General features: G+C 65.2%; 15 protein-coding genes and 1 pseudogene. 8 read left to right on the top strand and 8 right to left on the bottom strand.

The features are described 5' to 3' along the window. The 5 genes and pseudogenes from GM672_RS11165 to smpB form a co-directional block, all read right to left on the bottom strand. A pseudogene (locus tag GM672_RS11165) lies at positions 1-2219 on the bottom strand (hypothetical protein); the annotation flags it as partial. A 74-nt stretch (positions 2220-2293) separates the two neighbouring features. Continuing rightward, entirely contained in the window at positions 2294-2830 is a 537-nt protein-coding gene (locus GM672_RS11160) for a FlgO family outer membrane protein (protein ID WP_155470605.1), read from the bottom strand. Further along, on the bottom strand, positions 2830-3513 hold the full coding sequence (locus GM672_RS11155; RefSeq protein WP_155470604.1) for a hypothetical protein: 684 nt from the start codon (positions 3511-3513) through the stop codon (positions 2830-2832). Before GM672_RS11155 ends, GM672_RS11160 begins: the two co-directional genes overlap by 1 nt. A 389-nt stretch (positions 3514-3902) precedes the next feature. Next, positions 3903-4253 carry a hypothetical protein gene (locus tag GM672_RS11150; RefSeq protein WP_155470603.1) on the bottom strand — a complete coding sequence of 117 codons (351 nt, stop codon included), beginning with the start codon at positions 4251-4253 and terminating at the stop codon, positions 3903-3905. Then, complete coding sequence (smpB, locus tag GM672_RS11145; protein WP_155470602.1) at positions 4253-4702, bottom strand: SsrA-binding protein SmpB; 450 nt, start codon at positions 4700-4702, stop codon at positions 4253-4255. The genes GM672_RS11150 and smpB overlap by 1 nt, the downstream gene beginning before the upstream one ends. Positions 4703-4851: 149 nt before the next feature. Between smpB and GM672_RS11140 the strand changes: the two genes are divergently transcribed. Then, positions 4852-5283, top strand: a complete 432-nt coding sequence (locus tag GM672_RS11140) for a type II toxin-antitoxin system RatA family toxin (protein WP_155470601.1) — start codon at positions 4852-4854, stop codon at positions 5281-5283. Further along, the gene (locus GM672_RS11135; protein WP_155470600.1) at positions 5276-5605 is read left to right on the top strand and encodes an RnfH family protein; all 330 of its coding nucleotides are present in this window, start codon (positions 5276-5278) and stop codon (positions 5603-5605) included. The genes GM672_RS11140 and GM672_RS11135 overlap by 8 nt, the downstream gene beginning before the upstream one ends. 1 nt (position 5606) lies before the next feature. Here the strand turns inward: GM672_RS11135 and GM672_RS11130 are convergent, their stop codons facing one another. Then, positions 5607-5939, bottom strand: a complete 333-nt coding sequence (locus GM672_RS11130) for a helix-turn-helix domain-containing protein (RefSeq protein WP_155470599.1) — start codon at positions 5937-5939, stop codon at positions 5607-5609. A 146-nt stretch (positions 5940-6085) separates the two neighbouring features. Beyond that, positions 6086-6586: a DUF4124 domain-containing protein gene (locus tag GM672_RS11125; protein ID WP_155470598.1), complete on the bottom strand. Its 501-nt coding sequence runs from the start codon at positions 6584-6586 to the stop codon at positions 6086-6088. A gap of 153 nt (positions 6587-6739) precedes the next feature. Between GM672_RS11125 and guaB the strand changes: the two genes are divergently transcribed. Both guaB and guaA read left to right on the top strand, forming a co-directional pair. Then, positions 6740-8200, top strand: coding sequence for an IMP dehydrogenase (gene guaB / locus GM672_RS11120; protein ID WP_155470597.1), 1461 nt, complete (start codon positions 6740-6742; stop codon positions 8198-8200). A 60-nt stretch (positions 8201-8260) separates the two neighbouring features. Continuing rightward, a complete protein-coding gene (gene guaA / locus GM672_RS11115; RefSeq protein ID WP_155470596.1) occupies positions 8261-9871 on the top strand; it encodes a glutamine-hydrolyzing GMP synthase in 1611 nt (536 codons plus the stop codon). 401 nt (positions 9872-10272) lie between these two features. Here guaA and GM672_RS11110 read toward each other — a convergent pair whose 3' ends face one another. Beyond that, entirely contained in the window at positions 10273-11043 is a 771-nt protein-coding gene (locus tag GM672_RS11110) for a DeoR/GlpR family DNA-binding transcription regulator (protein ID WP_155470595.1), read from the bottom strand. 518 nt (positions 11044-11561) lie between these two features. On the opposite strand from GM672_RS11110, the gene glpD reads away from it, so the two are divergent. From glpD to GM672_RS11090, 4 genes are read left to right on the top strand one after another with little or no spacing between them, the layout of a single operon-like run. Further along, positions 11562-13139: a glycerol-3-phosphate dehydrogenase gene (glpD, locus tag GM672_RS11105; protein ID WP_155470594.1), complete on the top strand. Its 1578-nt coding sequence runs from the start codon at positions 11562-11564 to the stop codon at positions 13137-13139. A 56-nt stretch (positions 13140-13195) separates the two neighbouring features. After that, complete coding sequence (locus GM672_RS11100; RefSeq protein WP_170300019.1) at positions 13196-14296, top strand: ABC transporter ATP-binding protein; 1101 nt, start codon at positions 13196-13198, stop codon at positions 14294-14296. Continuing rightward, positions 14283-15380 (top strand): ABC transporter ATP-binding protein, encoded by a 1098-nt coding sequence (locus GM672_RS11095; protein WP_155470593.1) that lies wholly within the window; start codon positions 14283-14285, stop codon positions 15378-15380. Before GM672_RS11100 ends, GM672_RS11095 begins: the two co-directional genes overlap by 14 nt. Further along, on the top strand, positions 15377-16267 hold the full coding sequence (locus GM672_RS11090; protein WP_170300018.1) for a carbohydrate ABC transporter permease: 891 nt from the start codon (positions 15377-15379) through the stop codon (positions 16265-16267). The genes GM672_RS11095 and GM672_RS11090 overlap by 4 nt, the downstream gene beginning before the upstream one ends. Positions 16268-16279 lie beyond the last annotated feature (12 nt).

Raw genomic sequence — 16279 nt, 5'->3', positions numbered from 1 at the left:
AGGCCTGCCTGGCGGGCCGCGGCGTCGGCCTGCGCGCAGGCGGCGGCAAGCGGTGCCTGCGACAGGCGCAGCGCGGCGACTCTTGCTGCCCCGGCCTGCAACAAGGCCAGCGCGGCGGCGGCGTCATCGCAGCGGGTTCCAGCTTCCCGCAATTGCTCCTCGAAGGCGGCATCGCGCGCGTTCCACCGCTGGCTGCGCTGAGTGCGAAACAGCTGGGCCAGGAAACCGGGTGGATGGCGCAAGTGACGCTCGTGCTCCTCGCGCAGCCTTGCCAGGGTTGCCTTGGCCGCGTCATGCTGGCGTGCCATGGCCTCTGGCGCGCCGGCGGGGCAGGCAAGAATTGCCTCCGCCAGCCCTGCCTCGGCGGTGGCATGGGCCGCGCTTGCGCCATCGCGCCGTGCAACGAGCGCGATGCGTTGCTCCGCCTCGATCACCGCCACGGCCGCGGCGTCCACCGCACGCTGCCGGCTTGCCGCCAGCGCCGACAAGGCGACGATTTCCCCGGCTGCCGCAGACCGCGCCTGCCGGGCAAGCCGGAACGAGTCGATGGTGTCGGCCAGCGTCGCCGCCTCGGCCGTCAATGCATCGACGCGCTGGCGCGCCGCGCGGTACCGTTCCCGTGCGGCCTGCCACGGCATTGCACCGTGGTCGGGCTGCCAGTTTTCTGGACCGTTCGGGTTCTTGAACAGGCTTGGCAGCGAACGCAGGCGCAGCGGATGCGCGGCAAGGGCCACGTCATCCGGGGAACTGGCGGGCGACATGCCGACGAACCAGAACGGGTTGACGAATTCACGGCGCCTTGTTTTGCTGCCCAGCACGGCGGCAATCAGGCCCCAGCGCTCGCGTCGTGGGCCGCGCCGTTTTGCCTTCGGCGGCGCGGCGACGGAATCGGCCACGCTGGAAAAATAATCCAGCGCGACCTCGTCGCTGATTTCCTTGACGCCGGGCAGCTCCTTCGTGATGTTCTCGACGGCGCCGTTATTGGCCGAGGCCACGACGATGCCGAAGCCCCGCAGCCGCGGGTCCAGCTGCCAGGCCTTGTAGCCGTAGTCCTCGATGCCGGCGTCGTCGCCGAACGCCTTGACCGGGTAGTCGAACGTGACGAGCACGTCGGCCCGCCGGACGACGACGGCGGCCACGATATCCTTCAACATCGTCGTCTTGCCCGTGCCCGGCGGCCCGTTGACGGCAAACAGGCCGGCCCCGTCCGCCAGCTCGCGCACCAGCGTATTGACGGCGAACTGCTGCGCCAGCACCAGCGGGTGCTTGCCGGGCCAGCACGCCGGCGGCAGGCGGGCGGGCGCGACGCCGCCGGCAAGGGCACCGATATCCTGGTCCAGGTCGATCCGTTCCGTGCCGTCCTCGCCGGCCAGATAGGCGCGCAGGCCGCTGCCCGTGTCCCCCGCGGCATGACGGGCGCCGATGCGCGCGAGGTCTTCGGCGTAGAAGCTGTTGAGGGGATCGTCCGGTGCCACCTTCTCGTCTTCCTTGGGCGCCTTGCTGCCCCGGACCCGCCACGTCATCTGCCGGGCGGGACGCCAGCCGCCCGCGTCGAACACGAATTCGACGATCGCCGACACATCTTCCATCGTCAGCGGGCGCAGGGAGGGGTCAAGCGGGCCTTCGGGTTTGGGGGCACCGGGCGCCGGCGGCGGCGCGAGCAGCTTGCGCTCTACCATCAGGTCGGCGACGGCATTGCGCATCCGTTCCTCGAGTCCGCCCAGGCCGAAGAAGCCGCCGAAACGGAGCGGGGCGTCGTTGCCGCTGCCTTGCTCGACGCAGTACATGGCCCAGGGCAGGCTGCTGACGAAGACCTGTCCCGTGACCATGCCCGCGCCGTTGGTTCCGATCACCACGCATGCGGCGGGCTTCGGCGGGGGCTGCTCTTCCATGTCGATGGGCCCTGCGCCCAGGGCGGCGCGCGCCTGCTCCACGTAGCAGGTGCCGTCGACGATCCCCGCGAACAGCTGGAAGCGCCAGTCGGGCCCATGCTGCCTGGTCAGGATGGCCTGCTTGCGGGAATCGTTCCACGGCAGTTCGGCATCGGTGCGGACCTCCCATACGGAATCGTCCACCTTCACGTCGGGCGGCGGTTGCGGGGTCAGGTACTCGAGAGCTTCCCAGAAGCGCAGCGCGGCGGCGGCTTCCTGGTGGGCGTCACGCCCGGGCGCTGGGTCCGGGGTGACTTGCAATATGCTTGGAATGTTGGTGGCAGGCATGACCTGCACACCTTACACTTGTTTTCGTGGCAATAGAAGAGGGTAACGCGAAGAGGGTGCGTCAGCGGGCGCGGTCAGCGCGACATCAGCATCGATCGGACGATGCCTTCCTTGGCCAGCACGTAGTCATGGCCGGCCAGCACGAAATTGCTTTGCGGCTGGACCACCTTGATATTGATGAAGACCATGTCGCTCGTTTCCGCGTACGAACCGACGACGACGGCCTGGGCGTTGTGGCTGTGCGCCACTTCGCCGATCTCGCGCGTGAGCATCAGCTCGCCCTGGTTGCGCTTCAGGTAGACGCTGTTGCGCAGCTTCATTTCCAGCATCTTCAGGCCGCCCTGCGCCATGCGCGTGGAAATCTGTTCGGAGACGAGGCGGCCCAGGGTCGACGTCTGGTCCAGCGCGTCGATATTGACGACGGTGGCCATGATCATCGGCTTGTCGGCCGCCAGCTTGCCGTTCAGCTGGGTCAGCAAGGTGTCGGCCGCCTTGTAGTTGGCCTGGACGAACTGGTTCGACGCGACGGTGGCGTAGTTCGGCTCGTCCTTCGCCGGCGTGGCGCAGCCGGCCAGCAGGGCCAGCGCCAGCAGGGGCAGGGCCGCGCGCATCAGCGGCCTCCCTGTACTTTGAACAGCTTGGTCAATTGGGTGTCCTCTTCCTTGATGCCGTACAGCGCACGGTCGGTGTCCGCCACATAATACGCCGACGTGCTGCGCGCGTAGAAACGGTACTGGTCGCCGACGGACAGGGTGACGATCAGTTCCGTCTTTGGCGTCGCGCCCGGCGCGAACTGGCTGTTGAACCAGTGGAAGGCATCGGCGGCACCGGCCAGCCCCACCAGGCCCACCATCGGATCGATATCGGACAGCACCCACACGCCCGTGGCCAGCGCGGTGGACGCGCCGGAGTAGCGGTATTGCGGCCGCTTGGCCGTGAACGTCACGGCCTGGATGTCCAGTTCCAGCTTCCACGCGCCGGCCGGCGTGCGGGCCACCGTGTAGCCGTCCTTCACCAGCGACGTCACCAGCTGGTTCGTCAGGGCCTTCTTGAACGGCGTCGGGTCCGCGTCCTCGGCGATGAAGAACGGGCGCTGCGGATGCTTCTTCATGTCCGTCACGACGCGCTGCTCGATATGGTCGGCGATCGTGTGCCAGTGCGCGGCGGCCTGCAGCTTTTCCTGGCGCGCGGTGGGGAAGTTCGTTGCCACCGGTGTCGGCGAGTAGGGAACGGCGCAGCCGGCGAGGGCGGCGGCCGTCGTGGCGGCCAGGACGAGGGAGGTGGCGAGTTTCATCGAAAATCCGTAAGTGGTCAGCCCGTGGAGTGTAGCATGGGCGTTTCCACTTGGAAATTATTGGCAGCCGTGCGCGTGGCGTGTGCGCGACGTCAAAAATACATCGAAATGCGATGCCGGTCGCTTGCGATGCGTCAAGGCCGGAACACCACAGCGCTGCGACGGCAGACCCCGACGGGGCATGGCTACCCCCTTGTCAGCGCCGTACAATACAGGCCGAAACCAGGGGATAAGCATGAGCAAATACGATCAGGACTATTTTTTCATCGTGAAGGACAGCAGCGACGACAGGCTGCCCGAGCTGGTCGCGACAGAAGACACGGGGAACCGGCAGTATCAGTTTGCGCGCCGTCAAGAACAACGAACGGCCGCACAAACGGTTTGTAATCTCAGCGCACGAAGACGAGAAGCGCCATCGTGGCAACGGCCAGCAGGGGCGCGCCACTGAGCAAAAGGGCAAGCCAGCACAGCCACCGTTGGCGGCGCGCGCCGGCGAACGAGCACAGTGCCGCGATCGTACCGGCGACGCTGCCTAGCGCCACCGCCACGACAGCGTTCCCCAGGCAGCTGAAGCCGAAGTCGCCGCACTGTGCGGGTCCGCCCGTGAAGACGCCCCGCAGCAGCAACGCCGCGAGCAGCCAGGTCAGCGCGGTGATGGCCACCGCGGTCATTGCGACCAGGTTGTACGGCAACGGCCCGTTGCGGCGCCAGCCGCCGATGCCGAACGGGTATTGCGCCATCAGCGCCGGTTCTGCTTCATCGCGGCCTGTACCTCGCGGCTGGCGTCGCGGTCCTTCTCGGTGGCGCGCTTGTCATGCTGCTTCTTGCCCTTGGCCAGGCCGATCTCGCATTTCACGCGGCCGCCCTTGTAGTGCAGGTTCAGGGGCACGAGGGTGTAGCCGGAGCGCTCGACCTTGCCGATCAGCTTGTCGATCTCCTTGCGGTGCAGCAGCAGCTTGCGGGTCCGGACGGCTTCCGGGTGGATGTGGGTCGAGGCGGTCGGCAGTGCGCTGACGTGCGCGCCGAACAGGTACAGTTCGTTGGCGCGGATCGTCACGTAGGCTTCCTTGATCTGGACGCGCGCATCGCGGATCGCCTTCACTTCCCAGCCTTCCAGCACGATGCCCGCCTCGTAGCGGTCTTCGATGAAGTAGTCGTGGAAGGCTTTGCGGTTATCGGCAATAGTCATGAGTAATGTGGTCTTCGGCGCGGGTCGGTTAAACTACGGTTTTCGCGCAAGGGGCGCGGGAGGCTGTTTCAAAAGTTGGCGGCCGGTCAGGCTGGCACCGATTTCTGAAAACCCTCGCATTGTTCAACATGATAGCAAACGGTTAAAGAATGGCAGTAGTGCACAAGTCGGTTTTGCTGGGATACAGCGCCAGGCAAATGTTCGACCTGGTCGACAGGGTCGAGGATTATCCCAAATTTCTGCCCTGGTGTGGCGGCGTGGAAGTGCGCGAGCGCACGGAAAACAAGGTCGTGGCCAGCGTGGGCATCAATTTCCACGGCGTGCGCCAGAGCTTCACGACGTCCAATACGGGCACGCCACCGGGCGCCATCCACATGAGCCTTGTCGACGGCCCGTTCAAGACCCTGAACGGCGTGTGGACCTTCCGCGAGCTGCGCGCCGATGCCTGCAAGGTGGAACTGGACCTGCAATACGAGTTTTCCAGCCGCCTGCTGGAGCAGGTGATCGGCCCCGTGTTCGGCATGATCGCCAACAGCATGGTCGATTCGTTCACGAAGCGCGCCGAAACCGTGTATGGCTGAACGCATCAAGGTGTCGCTGTGCTATGCCAGCGGGCCGAACCCGCTGCTGCGGGCGCTGGAAGTCGACGCCGGCACCACCATCGGCCAGGCCATCGAGCAGTCCGGCGTGCTGCAGGAAGCGCCCGAGATCAACCTGGTGACGATGCCGGTCGGCATTTACGGCAAGAAGAAGACGCTCGACACGGTGCTGCAGGCACGCGACCGCATCGAGATCTACCGCCCCCTGATCGTCGACCCGAAGAACGCGCGCCGCCGCCGCGCGAAGAAGGATGGCGCGCCGCCGCCGCTGCCGCCGGCCACCGGGCCGGAGAACGACGGCTGAACTACAGTTCCAGCATGCCCGGGGCGATGCCCAGCGCCGCGGCGATCTTCTCCCGCGTCGATTTCCTCGGCCGCAATCCCGCCTCCTGCTGCGCATAGGCCGGCTGGCTGATGCCGATCCGTTCGGCCACCTGCTGCTGGGTCAGGCCCAGGTACTCGCGCCACGCACGCGCCGCCGTCCAGCCATGGTCGGCGATCAGGCCCACCACCTGGTGCGGCACACAGTCGTCACGCTGGCGCGACTGCGTCTGCATATACGTGGCGTAGGGAATGACGACATACACGGGTTCCCCGTTGGGGCCGTTGATAATCTGAACATTGGTGAACGCATTCATGATCCGCTCGCAGGTCAGGTCGATATAGGGTTTCGAGCAGTCTGACTTATATGGTTGAGCCGGCCCGCGCCATGTTCGATGGCCTTGCGCCGCGTCAAACGGGTGCCGTTGGATTGGAGCAACTACCTGAATCGCAAGTAAACCCGTCAGCGGCAGTGCTGTGCGATCGAGGCGGCGTTGCGCTTGGCTTCCTCGGCCCGTTGGGCGTCCGTCAGGAAGGCAGCCTGGCCCTGTTCGTCGAAGCGGCTGATGCGCCCGCCCGCGTCGAGGGCGCGCTGGTTGGCGCGGGCGGTGGCACAGTTGGCCGTGCGGGCTGCGGCGTTCTGCTGGTCGACGGCTGCCTTGGCGGCTGCCTCGGCCGCCGCCGCGCGCCGTTTTTCGAAGTCGGCGTTGCGCTCGGCCAGGGCCGGCATGGCGGGCTTGGCGGGCGCAGCGGGCGCCGGCGCAGGGGGCGTATTCAGTTCCTGCCGCAGGTCGGGCATCTGGCCGCGCGGTGCCTTGAAGATGCGGTTGGCCGGTACCGACGGCGGTGGCGGCTGGTCCGAATAGACGGGGCGGTTGTTCTGGTCCTTCCACGCCCATTGCGCCTGTGCCAGCGAACAGCCCAGCAGCAGGATGGTGGCCAGCGCACGGTGAGGAAGAGTCATGACTTAATTTCCTTTGAGAATCATCGGTCATTTCACCGCGATCGGCGTCCGCTGTCAACGTTTGCGGCAAAAACTGCTTGATTTTGCCACCATGCAAGGACGGCCGGCGTGAACTTCTGTATAATTCACTTTTGCGCCGATAGGAAATGTACTATGCGTCTACTCCAAAAAGCACTCACGTTCGATGACGTGCTCCTCGTCCCTGCGTACTCGAACGTTCTGCCTGCCAATACGTCGCTCCGCACCAAACTGACCCGCAATATCTCGCTGAATATCCCGCTGCTGTCGGCCGCGATGGATACCGTCACCGAAGGCCGTCTGGCCATTGCGATGGCCCAGGAAGGCGGCATCGGCATCATCCACAAGAACCTGCGTCCGGTGGACCAGGCGCGCGAGGTGGCGAAGGTCAAGCGTTTCGAAGCAGGCGTGCTGCGTGATCCGATCACGATTCCGCCGGACATGAAGATCCGCGACGTGATCAAGCTGACGGAGCAGTACGGCATCAGCGGTTTCCCTGTCGTCGAAGGCAAGGAAGTGGTGGGCATCATCACCAACCGCGACCTGCGTTTCGAACAGGAGCTGGACGCGGAAGTGCGCGCCAAGATGACGCCCCGCGAAAAGCTGGTGACGGTCAATGAAGACGCCGACACGACCGAGGCGAAGCGCCTGATGAACAAGCACCGCCTGGAGCGCGTGATCGTCGTCAACGACGCCTTCGAGCTGCGCGGCCTGATCACGGTCAAGGACATCCAGAAATCCACCGAACACCCGAACGCGTCGAAAGACCAGCACGGCAAGCTGCTGGTGGGCGCGGCCGTCGGCGTCGGCGCCAAGGACGAAGAGCGCATCGACCTGCTGGTGCAGGCCGGTGTGGACGTGCTGGTGGTGGACACGGCCCACGGCCACTCGCAGGGCATCCTGGACCGCGTTCGCTACATCAAGACGAAATACCCGCACGTGGACGTCATTGGCGGCAATATCGCCACGGCGGCCGCCGCCAAGGCGCTGGTGGAGTACGGCGCGGACGCGGTGAAGGTCGGCATCGGCCCCGGCTCCATCTGCACCACCCGTATCGTCGCCGGCGTCGGCGTGCCGCAAATTACCGCCATCTCGAACGTGGCGCAGGCGCTGGAAGGCACGGGCGTGCCCTGCATCGCCGACGGCGGCATCCGCTTCTCGGGCGACATCTCGAAGGCCCTGGCGGCCGGCGCATCGACCGTCATGATGGGCTCCATGTTCGCCGGCACGGAAGAAGCGCCGGGCGAAGTGATCCTGTACCAGGGCCGTTCGTACAAGTCCTACCGTGGCATGGGCTCGCTGGGCGCGATGGCCGAAGGTTCGGCCGACCGCTACTTCCAGGAAGCTTCGGCCAAGGCCGACAAATTCGTCCCCGAAGGCATCGAAGGCCGCGTGGCCTACAAGGGCTCCGTGCTGGCCATTATCTTCCAGCTGGTGGGCGGCGTGCGCCAGTCGATGGGTTACTGCGGCTGCGCCACCATCGACGAGCTGCGCGAGAAGGCGGAATTCGTCGAGATCACGTCGGCCGGCATGCGCGAGTCGCACGTGCACGACGTGCAGATCACCAAGGAAGCACCGAACTACCGTTCGGAATAAGCGTTCCCTCAACGCCGGCCCGCGCCGGCGTTTTTCTTTTGCTTAGCCACAGTTCATTCAATGCACTCTAAAATCCTCATCCTCGATTTCGGTTCCCAGGTTACCCAGCTGATCGCCCGCCGCGTGCGCGATGCCGGCGTGTTTTCCGAAGTCTATCCGTACGACGTGTCGGACGAGTTCGTCCGCAACTACGGCGCCGCCGGCGTGATCCTGTCGGGCAGCCACAATTCGACGCTGGAAGGCGATTCGCCCCGCGCGCCGCAGGCCGTGTTCGAGCTGGGCGTGCCCGTGCTGGGTATCTGCTACGGCATGCAGACCATGGCGGCCCAGCTGGGCGGCAAGGTGGAAAACGGCCTGGTGCGCGAATTCGGCTATGCCGAAGTGCGTGCCCGCAACCACACCAGCCTGCTGAACGGCATCAACGACTTCGTCACGGACGAAGGCCACGGCATGCTGAAGGTCTGGATGAGCCACGGCGACAAGGTGCTCGACATGCCGGCCGGCTTCAAGCTGATGGCCAGCACGGAAAGCTGCCCCATCGCCGGCATGGCCGACGAGGAGCGCAAGTTCTTCGGCGTGCAGTGGCACCCGGAAGTGACGCACACGGTGCAGGGCAAGGCCATGCTGGGCCGCTTCGTGCACGAGATCTGCGGTTGCAAGTCCGACTGGAACATGCCGGACTACATCTCCGAAGCCGTGGAAAAGATCCGCGCCCAGGTCGGCACGGATGAAGTCATCCTGGGCCTGTCCGGCGGCGTCGATTCGTCCGTCGCCGCGGCCCTGATCCACCGCGCCATCGGCGACCAGCTGACCTGCGTCTTCGTCGACCATGGCCTGCTGCGCCTGAACGAAGGCCAGATGGTGATGGATATGTTCGCCAAGAACCTGGGCGTGAAAGTCATCCGCGTCGACGCCACCGAGCAGTTCATGGGCCACCTGGCCGGCGTGACGGACCCGGAACAGAAGCGCAAGATCATCGGCCGCGAATTCGTTGAAGTGTTCCAGGCCGAGTCGGCCAAGTTGCCGAGCGCGAAATGGCTGGCGCAGGGCACCATCTACCCGGACGTGATCGAATCGGCCGGCAAGGGCAAGAAGGGCCAGACCATCAAGAGCCACCACAACGTGGGCGGCCTGCCGGAAACGATGAAGCTGGCATTGCTGGAACCGCTGCGCGAACTGTTCAAGGACGAAGTGCGTAAACTCGGCGTCGCCCTGGGCCTGCCGCACGAAATGGTCTACCGCCACCCGTTCCCCGGCCCCGGCCTGGGCGTGCGCATCCTGGGTGAAGTCAAGCACGAGTACGCCGAGCTGCTGCGCCGCGCCGACGCCATCTTCATCGAGGAACTGCGCAACACCCCGTACGAAGCGGTGGTGGTGCCGGGCTTCGACCAGGACAGTGTGCCGCGCAACTGGTACGAAGCCACGTCCCAGGCCTTCGCCGTCTTCCTGCCCGTCAAATCGGTCGGCGTGATGGGCGACGGGCGCACCTACGACTACGTCGTCGCGCTGCGCGCCGTGCAGACCCAGGACTTCATGACGGCCCACTGGGCCCACCTGCCGCACGAGCTGCTGGGCAAGGTGTCGAACCGGATCATCAACGAGGTGCGGGGCTTGAATCGGGTGGTGTATGACATCTCCGGCAAGCCGCCGGCGACGATCGAGTGGGAATGATTTGACTCGGCTGCCGCCGGCAGCGTTCGTTCGAAAAATGCGAGAAGGCCCCTGATTGCCAGGGGCTTTTTTACATGCATGCAGTCCGGGTTTTTGTTGTCCCACGGCCGTAGGGCTCAGGGAAGCGGCCAGAAACAGATCTTCCTGTCGCTGCCGAAACAGCAGGCGTTTGCACACGCATCGAATCCCGGCCAGCGGGGCAGGAGCAGGTCATTGCGACCTTGCGCCGCGCCCGCCGAACGGTCATGGAACCATCCATTCGGCTTTATTTCATGACCCTGAATCACACAGAAAATCCGACAGGCTCGCCGTCCGTGTTCGGCGCTGCGGTAGCCCTGTCGCATTGCCCTTGCGACAGGGAGAGGCGGTGTGCCGGCGCCATCCAGGTTCGCCGGAGCGGTTCACTTCTCCTGCTCAGCCCCCGCCACGATCACCTCCACCCCGGCCTTCTCGAAAGCCTCCGCCGCCTCCGCCGGCACCGGCAAATCCGTAAAGAACTTATCCACCTGCGCAATGCTTCCCAGCCGCACCAGCGCATGCCGCCCGAACTTGGTGTGGTCGGCAACCAACCATACCTGGCGTGACTGCTCCATGATCGCCTGCGTGACGCGCACCTCGCGGTAGTCGTAGTCGAGCAAGGTGCCGTCGGCTTCGATGCCGGAGACCCCAATGATGCCGATGTCGACCTTGAACTGACGCATGAAGTCGATGGTGGCTTCGCCGACGATGCCGCGGTCACGCTTGCGCACGAGGCCGCCCGCGACGATGACTTCTGCGTCGTCGCAGCCGGACAGGATCGATGCCACGTTCAGGTTGTTCGTCACCACGCGGATGCCGCGGTGGTGCAGCAGCGCTTTCGACACTTCTTCTGTCGTCGTGCCGATATTGATGATCAGCGAGCGGCCGTTTTCCACCTGCGCCGCGGCGAGCTGGCCGATGCGGCGCTTGGCGTCGCTGTCCATCACGCGGCGCTGGTCGTAGTCGATGTTCTCCACCGTGGACGGAATGCTGACGCCGCCGTGATAGCGCGCCAGCAGGCGTGCGTCTTCCAGTTCGCGGATGTCGCGGCGGATCGTCTGGGTGGTCACGCCAAGGACGCGCGCCAGGTCTTCTACGGAGGTGTCGCCGTGCTGGCGGATGTGGTCGAGCAGTCTGCGGTGGCGTGGGGTCATCGGCGAATGGTGGCTGGATGCGGGAAGGGCACTCTGGCACCGCGCTGGCTGCCGGACCGGTTCATTATAGTTCACGTCGTGGTGTACTCGACAGTGCCGAGTGCCCTGACAGGGACAAAAGCGTGACGTGTTGGCAAAAGTGAACATGTGCCGTGCTTTTAGCGAACTCAAACGAACAGAAACGCAAAAATATTGTTGTTCGTAATGTGGAAATATGTACAATGAATTCTCGCTGATGCAGGTTTCGACTGGCGCCTGATGGTGGATGCTCAAGGCAGCAAAGTCCGGGACAGGCACCTGTCGCAGGGTCGGAGACGCTGAGACAGGTGCCTGTCCTCAACGGCGCAGTCGGCGCGGACGAGGCTGCCGCTTCAGACACCGCCGTGGGATACGCCCAGCGACAGATAAAACGATAAGAGACAGGATATGAACAAAAACGACCATATTCGCGCCCCAAGTTCAACCCATCCCGCCTGCGCGAGCGGCATCCCGGGCGACGCGCGCGGGTCGGTGCAGTGATGGCGCCTTCCACGGAAGCGTCCCTCGACTGCGACGTCCTGATCGTCGGCGGCGGCATCAACGGCGTCGGCATTGCCCGCGATGCCGTCGGCCGCGGCTTGCGTGTCGTGCTGTGCGAGCAGCACGACCTGGCGCAGCACACGTCCTCGGCCAGCACCAAGCTGGTTCACGGCGGCCTGCGCTACCTGGAATATTACGAATTCAAGCTGGTGCGCAAGGCGTTGCAGGAGCGCGAGGTGCTGCTGAGCACGGCGCCGCACATCATGTGGCCGCTGCGTTTCGTCATGCCGCACGATGCGACGCAGCGCCCTTCGTGGATGATCCGCGCCGGCCTGTTCCTGTATGACCATCTGGCGCGGCGCGAGTTCCTGCCCGGTTCCGAAGGCATCACGCTGCGCGATCATCCCGCCGGGGCGCCGCTGAAAGGCCGCTTCAACAAGGGCTTCGTCTATTCGGACGGCTGGGTCGACGATGCACGGCTGGTCGTGCTTAATGCCATGGACGCCAGCGAGCGCGGCGCCACCATCCTGACGCGCACGCCATGTACGTCGGTGCGGCGTGATGGCGACGGCTGGCGCGCCACGCTGGACAGCGCCGAACGGGGCCGCATCGAAGTGCGCACACGCGCCGTCGTCAACGCCGCCGGTCCGTGGGCGGGCCAGTTCGCCGCCTCGGCCCTAAGCGCCGGCCGCAGCTACGGGCTGCGGCTGATCAAGGGCAGCCACATCATCGTGCCGCGGCTGTTCGAACACGAGTACGCCTACATCTTCCAGAACCCGGACAAGCGCATCATCTTCGCCATTCCGTACCAGGAGGAATTCACGCTGATCGGCACCACGGACCTCGAATACACCGGGGAGCCCGGCCGCGTCACGATCAGCCCGGAAGAAACCGCGTACCTGTGCGAGATGGCCAACCGCTATTTCAGCCGACAGATTACGCCGGCCGACGTGGTCGGCACCTACTCCGGCGTACGCCCCCTGCTGGACGACAATTCCAGCCAGGCGTCGGCCATCACGCGTGACTACCTGCTCGAATGTCCCGACGACGCGCCGCCGTTCCTGAATATCTGGGGCGGCAAGATCACCACGTACCGCAAGCTGGCCGAAGAAGGCGTCGCGCTGCTGCAGCGCCGCCTCGGTACGGCGGCGCCCGACTGGACGGCCAAAGCCCCGTTGCCCGGCGGCGACCTCCAGTTCCCCGGCATGCTGATCGAGCGCTATGACTTCGCCGGTTTCCTGCGGCGTTTCCAGGGGCGCCATCCGTGGCTGCCGCCAGCGCTGGCGCACCGTTACGCACGCAATTACGGCAGCCGCGCCGAAAAGATGCTGGGCGATGCCATCAGCGTGGCCGATCTGGGCATCGAGCTGACGCCGGGCGTTTATAGCCGGGAAGTTGGCTACCTCATGCAGGTAGAATGGGCGCGCAGTGCGGAAGACGTGCTGTGGCGGCGCACCAAGTGCGGCCTGCACAGCAAGCCGGCGGACGTGGAACGGTTGCAGCAATGGATGACGCAGCAATCGGGCGCGGAGCACGGCGGGCAGGAGGTCGGCATCAGGCAAACGGCAGGCACCTGAAGGTAACCGGGCAGTAACATCAAGAAGAAAAGCAGCAACAAGAACAGGAGACAGCAGTGAAACTGCAGCTGAAGGATATTAGCTTGCGGGTGGGGGCAGAGACGCATTTGTACCCCCTCGACCTGGAACTGGTTCCGGGGACGATCAACGTCCTGCTCGGACCCACGCAAGCGGGCAAGACCACGCTGATGCGGGTCATCGCAGGGCTCGATCGCCCGACCGAAGGCCGCGTGCTGGTCGATGGCCAGGACGTCACGGGCGTTAGCGTGCGTGAGCGCAAGCTGGCCATGGTGTACCAGCAATTCGTCAATTACCCGGCCATGACGGTGTTCGACAATATCGCCGCGCCGCTGCGCCTGCAGCGCCGGCCCGATGCCGAAGTGCGCCAGCGCGTGGCGGAGATGGCCGAGAAGCTGCACATCAGCCATCTGCTGCAGCGCTTGCCGGGCGCACTGTCCGGCGGCCAGCAGCAACGCTGTGCATTGGCGCGCGCACTGGTGAAAAAGGCGCCGCTGGTGCTGCTGGACGAACCCCTCGTCAACCTCGATTACAAGCTGCGCGAAGAACTGCGCGCCGAACTGGCCTCGCTGTTTGCCGATGGCGCCACGACCGTCGTGTATGCGACGACCGAGCCGCAGGAAGCGCTGCTGCTGGGCGGCCAGACCGTCGTCATGGACGCCGGCCGCATCCTGCAGACGGGCCCCACGCTCGACACCTACAGCAAGCCGATTTCGATCCGTGCGGCTGCGATCTTCAACGACCCGCCGATGAACGTGCTGGCCGGCCGCATGGAGGATGGCCACACGGTGCGTCTCGACGACGGCCCCGTGCTGCGCGTCGGCGGCCCCGCGCTGCAATTGGCGAAGGGCCAGCCGTGCAAGGTCGGCATCCGCTGCCACCACGTGGCACTCAAGCCGGGCGCCGCGCAGGTCAACCGCATGGACTGCACTGTCGACCTGTCCGAATTGAGCGGCTCCGAAACCTATGTCCACCTGCGCCTGGGCGGCGCGGGCATGGTGGCGCAGGTGCCGGGTGTGCATTCGGTGGCGATCGACGCGCGGGTAGCGGCATGGGTCGATCCGCGGGAACTGTTTATTTTCGACGCGGATGGCGCCTTGCTGCGCGCACCGGGGGAGGCGAGTCATGGCGCGCATTGAGTTTCGCAATCTGGGCCATGCCTATGGCAAGAACCCGCAGGCACCATCGGACTACGCGCTGCAGCCGATGAACATGGTGTGGGAGGACGGTGGCGCCTATGCGCTGCTTGGCCCGTCCGGCTGCGGCAAATCGACGCTGCTGAACATCATCTCGGGCCTCCTGGTGCCGTCGCATGGCCAGGTGCTCTTTGACGGCAGGGACATGACGGACACCCCCACGCGCGGCCGCAATATCGCACAGGTGTTCCAGTTCCCGGTGCTGTACGACACGATGACGGTCTACGACAACCTGGCCTTCCCGCTGCGTAACCGCAAGATGCCGGAGCCCGAGGTGCACAAGCGCGTGCACGAGGTGGCGGAGATCCTCGGCATGAAGGATGCGCTGAAGGTGCGCGCCAGCGGCATGTCGGCGGATGCCAAGCAGAAGATCTCGCTGGGCCGGGGCCTCGTGCGCAAGGACGTCTCGGCGATCCTGTTCGACGAGCCGCTGACGGTCATCGATCCGCACCTGAAATGGCAGCTGCGCCGCCAGCTCAAGCAGATCCACCAGCAGCTGAAGCTGACGCTGATCTACGTGACGCACGACCAGGTCGAGGCGCTGACGTTTGCCGACGAAGTGGTCGTCATGACGGACGGGAAGATTGTCCAGAAGGGCGCACCCGATGCGCTGTTCGAGCGGCCCGACCATACGTTTGTCGGCTACTTCATCGGCAGCCCGGGCATGAATTTCTACCCGGTCAAGCTCGATGCGGCGGACACCAATGGCATCTATATCGGCAGCGCCCGCGTGTCGGTCGATCCGGCCCGCGTGGCGCAATTGAAGCGTGCGAACGGCACGCTGTCGATGGGCATCCGGCCCGAGTTCGTCGAACTCGCACCAGCCGGTACCGAGGGCGCGCTGGAGGCGGAGATTCGCCACGTGCAGCATCTTGGCACGTGCCAGCTGGTGACGGGCACGATCGCCGGCCATCCGCTGAAAGGCAGGCTGGATGCCGCGATCCCGGTGCAGGCGGGCCGCCACTGGCTGCGCCTGGCGCGTCCCGAAACCATCTTCTTCTGCAACGACGAAAGGATCGCGCGGTGAACAAGCCCTATAACAACAAGGCCTGGTTCTTCATCCTGCCGGTGTTCGTCTGCGTCGCGTTCTCCGCGATCCTGCCGTTGATGACGGTGGTGAACTACTCGGTGCAGGACATTCTCGGCCCCGGTCAAACGGTGTTTGTCGGCCTCGAATGGTTCCGCGAAATCATGCGCGACCCGGAACTGCACGCCGCGCTGGCGCGCCAGTTGATCTACTCGCTGTGCGTGCTGCTGGTGCAGATTCCGCTCGGGATCGCGCTGGCGCTGGCGATGCCGTCGAAAGGCTGGAAGTCTTCGCTGTCGCTCGTGCTGCTGTCGATGCCGCTGCTGATTCCGTGGAACGTCGTCGGCACGATCTGGCAGATCTTCGGGCGCGCCGATATCGGCCTCGGTGGCCATGGGCTGCAGATGCTGGGCATCGACTACAACTACACGTCGCACACGCTCGATGCATGGCTGACCGTGCTGCTGATGGACGTGTGGCACTGGACGCCGCTGGTGGCGCTGCTGGCCTTTGCCGGCCTGCGCTCGATCCCGGACGCCTACTACCAGGCGGCGCAGATCGACGGCGCCAGCCGCTGGGCCGTGTTCCGTCACATCCAGCTGCCGAAGATGCGCGGCGTGCTGATGATCGCCGTGCTGCTGCGCTTCATGGACAGCTTCATGATCTACACGGAACCGTTCGTGCTGACGGGCGGCGGGCCCGGTAACTCGACCACGTTCCTCAGCCAGTACCTGACGCAGAAGGCGGTCGGCCAGTTCGACCTGGGCCCGGCGGCGGCGTTCTCGCTGATCTACTTCCTGATCATCCTGCTGTTCAGCTTCGTGCTGTACAACTGGATGCAAAAGGCCGGCAACAGCAACAACAATGCGGAGAGCGACCATGCCTAGAGACCTGCAAGA

It is taken from the genome of Pseudoduganella buxea (assembly GCF_009720835.1).
Classification (GTDB): Bacteria; Pseudomonadota; Gammaproteobacteria; order Burkholderiales; family Burkholderiaceae_D; genus Rugamonas; species Rugamonas buxea.
The sequence above is the reverse complement of the archived record's forward strand: the minus strand, read 5'-3'. Positions and strand labels throughout refer to the sequence as shown.

What these genes read in the sequence shown, in the direction of transcription:
- GM672_RS11160 (WP_155470605.1), bottom strand. Translation starts at nt 2,830, where the DNA reads ATGCGCGCGGCCCTGCCCCTGCTGGCGCTGGCCCTGCTGGCCGGCTGC.
- GM672_RS11155 (WP_155470604.1), bottom strand. Translation starts at nt 3,513, where the DNA reads ATGAAACTCGCCACCTCCCTCGTCCTGGCCGCCACGACGGCCGCCGCC.
- GM672_RS11150 (WP_155470603.1), bottom strand. Translation starts at nt 4,253, where the DNA reads ATGGCGCAATACCCGTTCGGCATCGGCGGCTGGCGCCGCAACGGGCCG.
- smpB (WP_155470602.1), bottom strand. Translation starts at nt 4,702, where the DNA reads ATGACTATTGCCGATAACCGCAAAGCCTTCCACGACTACTTCATCGAA.
- GM672_RS11140 (WP_155470601.1), top strand. Translation starts at nt 4,852, where the DNA reads ATGGCAGTAGTGCACAAGTCGGTTTTGCTGGGATACAGCGCCAGGCAA.
- GM672_RS11135 (WP_155470600.1), top strand. Translation starts at nt 5,276, where the DNA reads ATGGCTGAACGCATCAAGGTGTCGCTGTGCTATGCCAGCGGGCCGAAC.
- GM672_RS11130 (WP_155470599.1), bottom strand. Translation starts at nt 5,939, where the DNA reads ATGAATGCGTTCACCAATGTTCAGATTATCAACGGCCCCAACGGGGAA.
- GM672_RS11125 (WP_155470598.1), bottom strand. Translation starts at nt 6,586, where the DNA reads ATGACTCTTCCTCACCGTGCGCTGGCCACCATCCTGCTGCTGGGCTGT.
- guaB (WP_155470597.1), top strand. Translation starts at nt 6,740, where the DNA reads ATGCGTCTACTCCAAAAAGCACTCACGTTCGATGACGTGCTCCTCGTC.
- guaA (WP_155470596.1), top strand. Translation starts at nt 8,261, where the DNA reads ATGCACTCTAAAATCCTCATCCTCGATTTCGGTTCCCAGGTTACCCAG.
- GM672_RS11110 (WP_155470595.1), bottom strand. Translation starts at nt 11,043, where the DNA reads ATGACCCCACGCCACCGCAGACTGCTCGACCACATCCGCCAGCACGGC.
- glpD (WP_155470594.1), top strand. Translation starts at nt 11,562, where the DNA reads ATGGCGCCTTCCACGGAAGCGTCCCTCGACTGCGACGTCCTGATCGTC.
- GM672_RS11095 (WP_155470593.1), top strand. Translation starts at nt 14,283, where the DNA reads ATGGCGCGCATTGAGTTTCGCAATCTGGGCCATGCCTATGGCAAGAAC.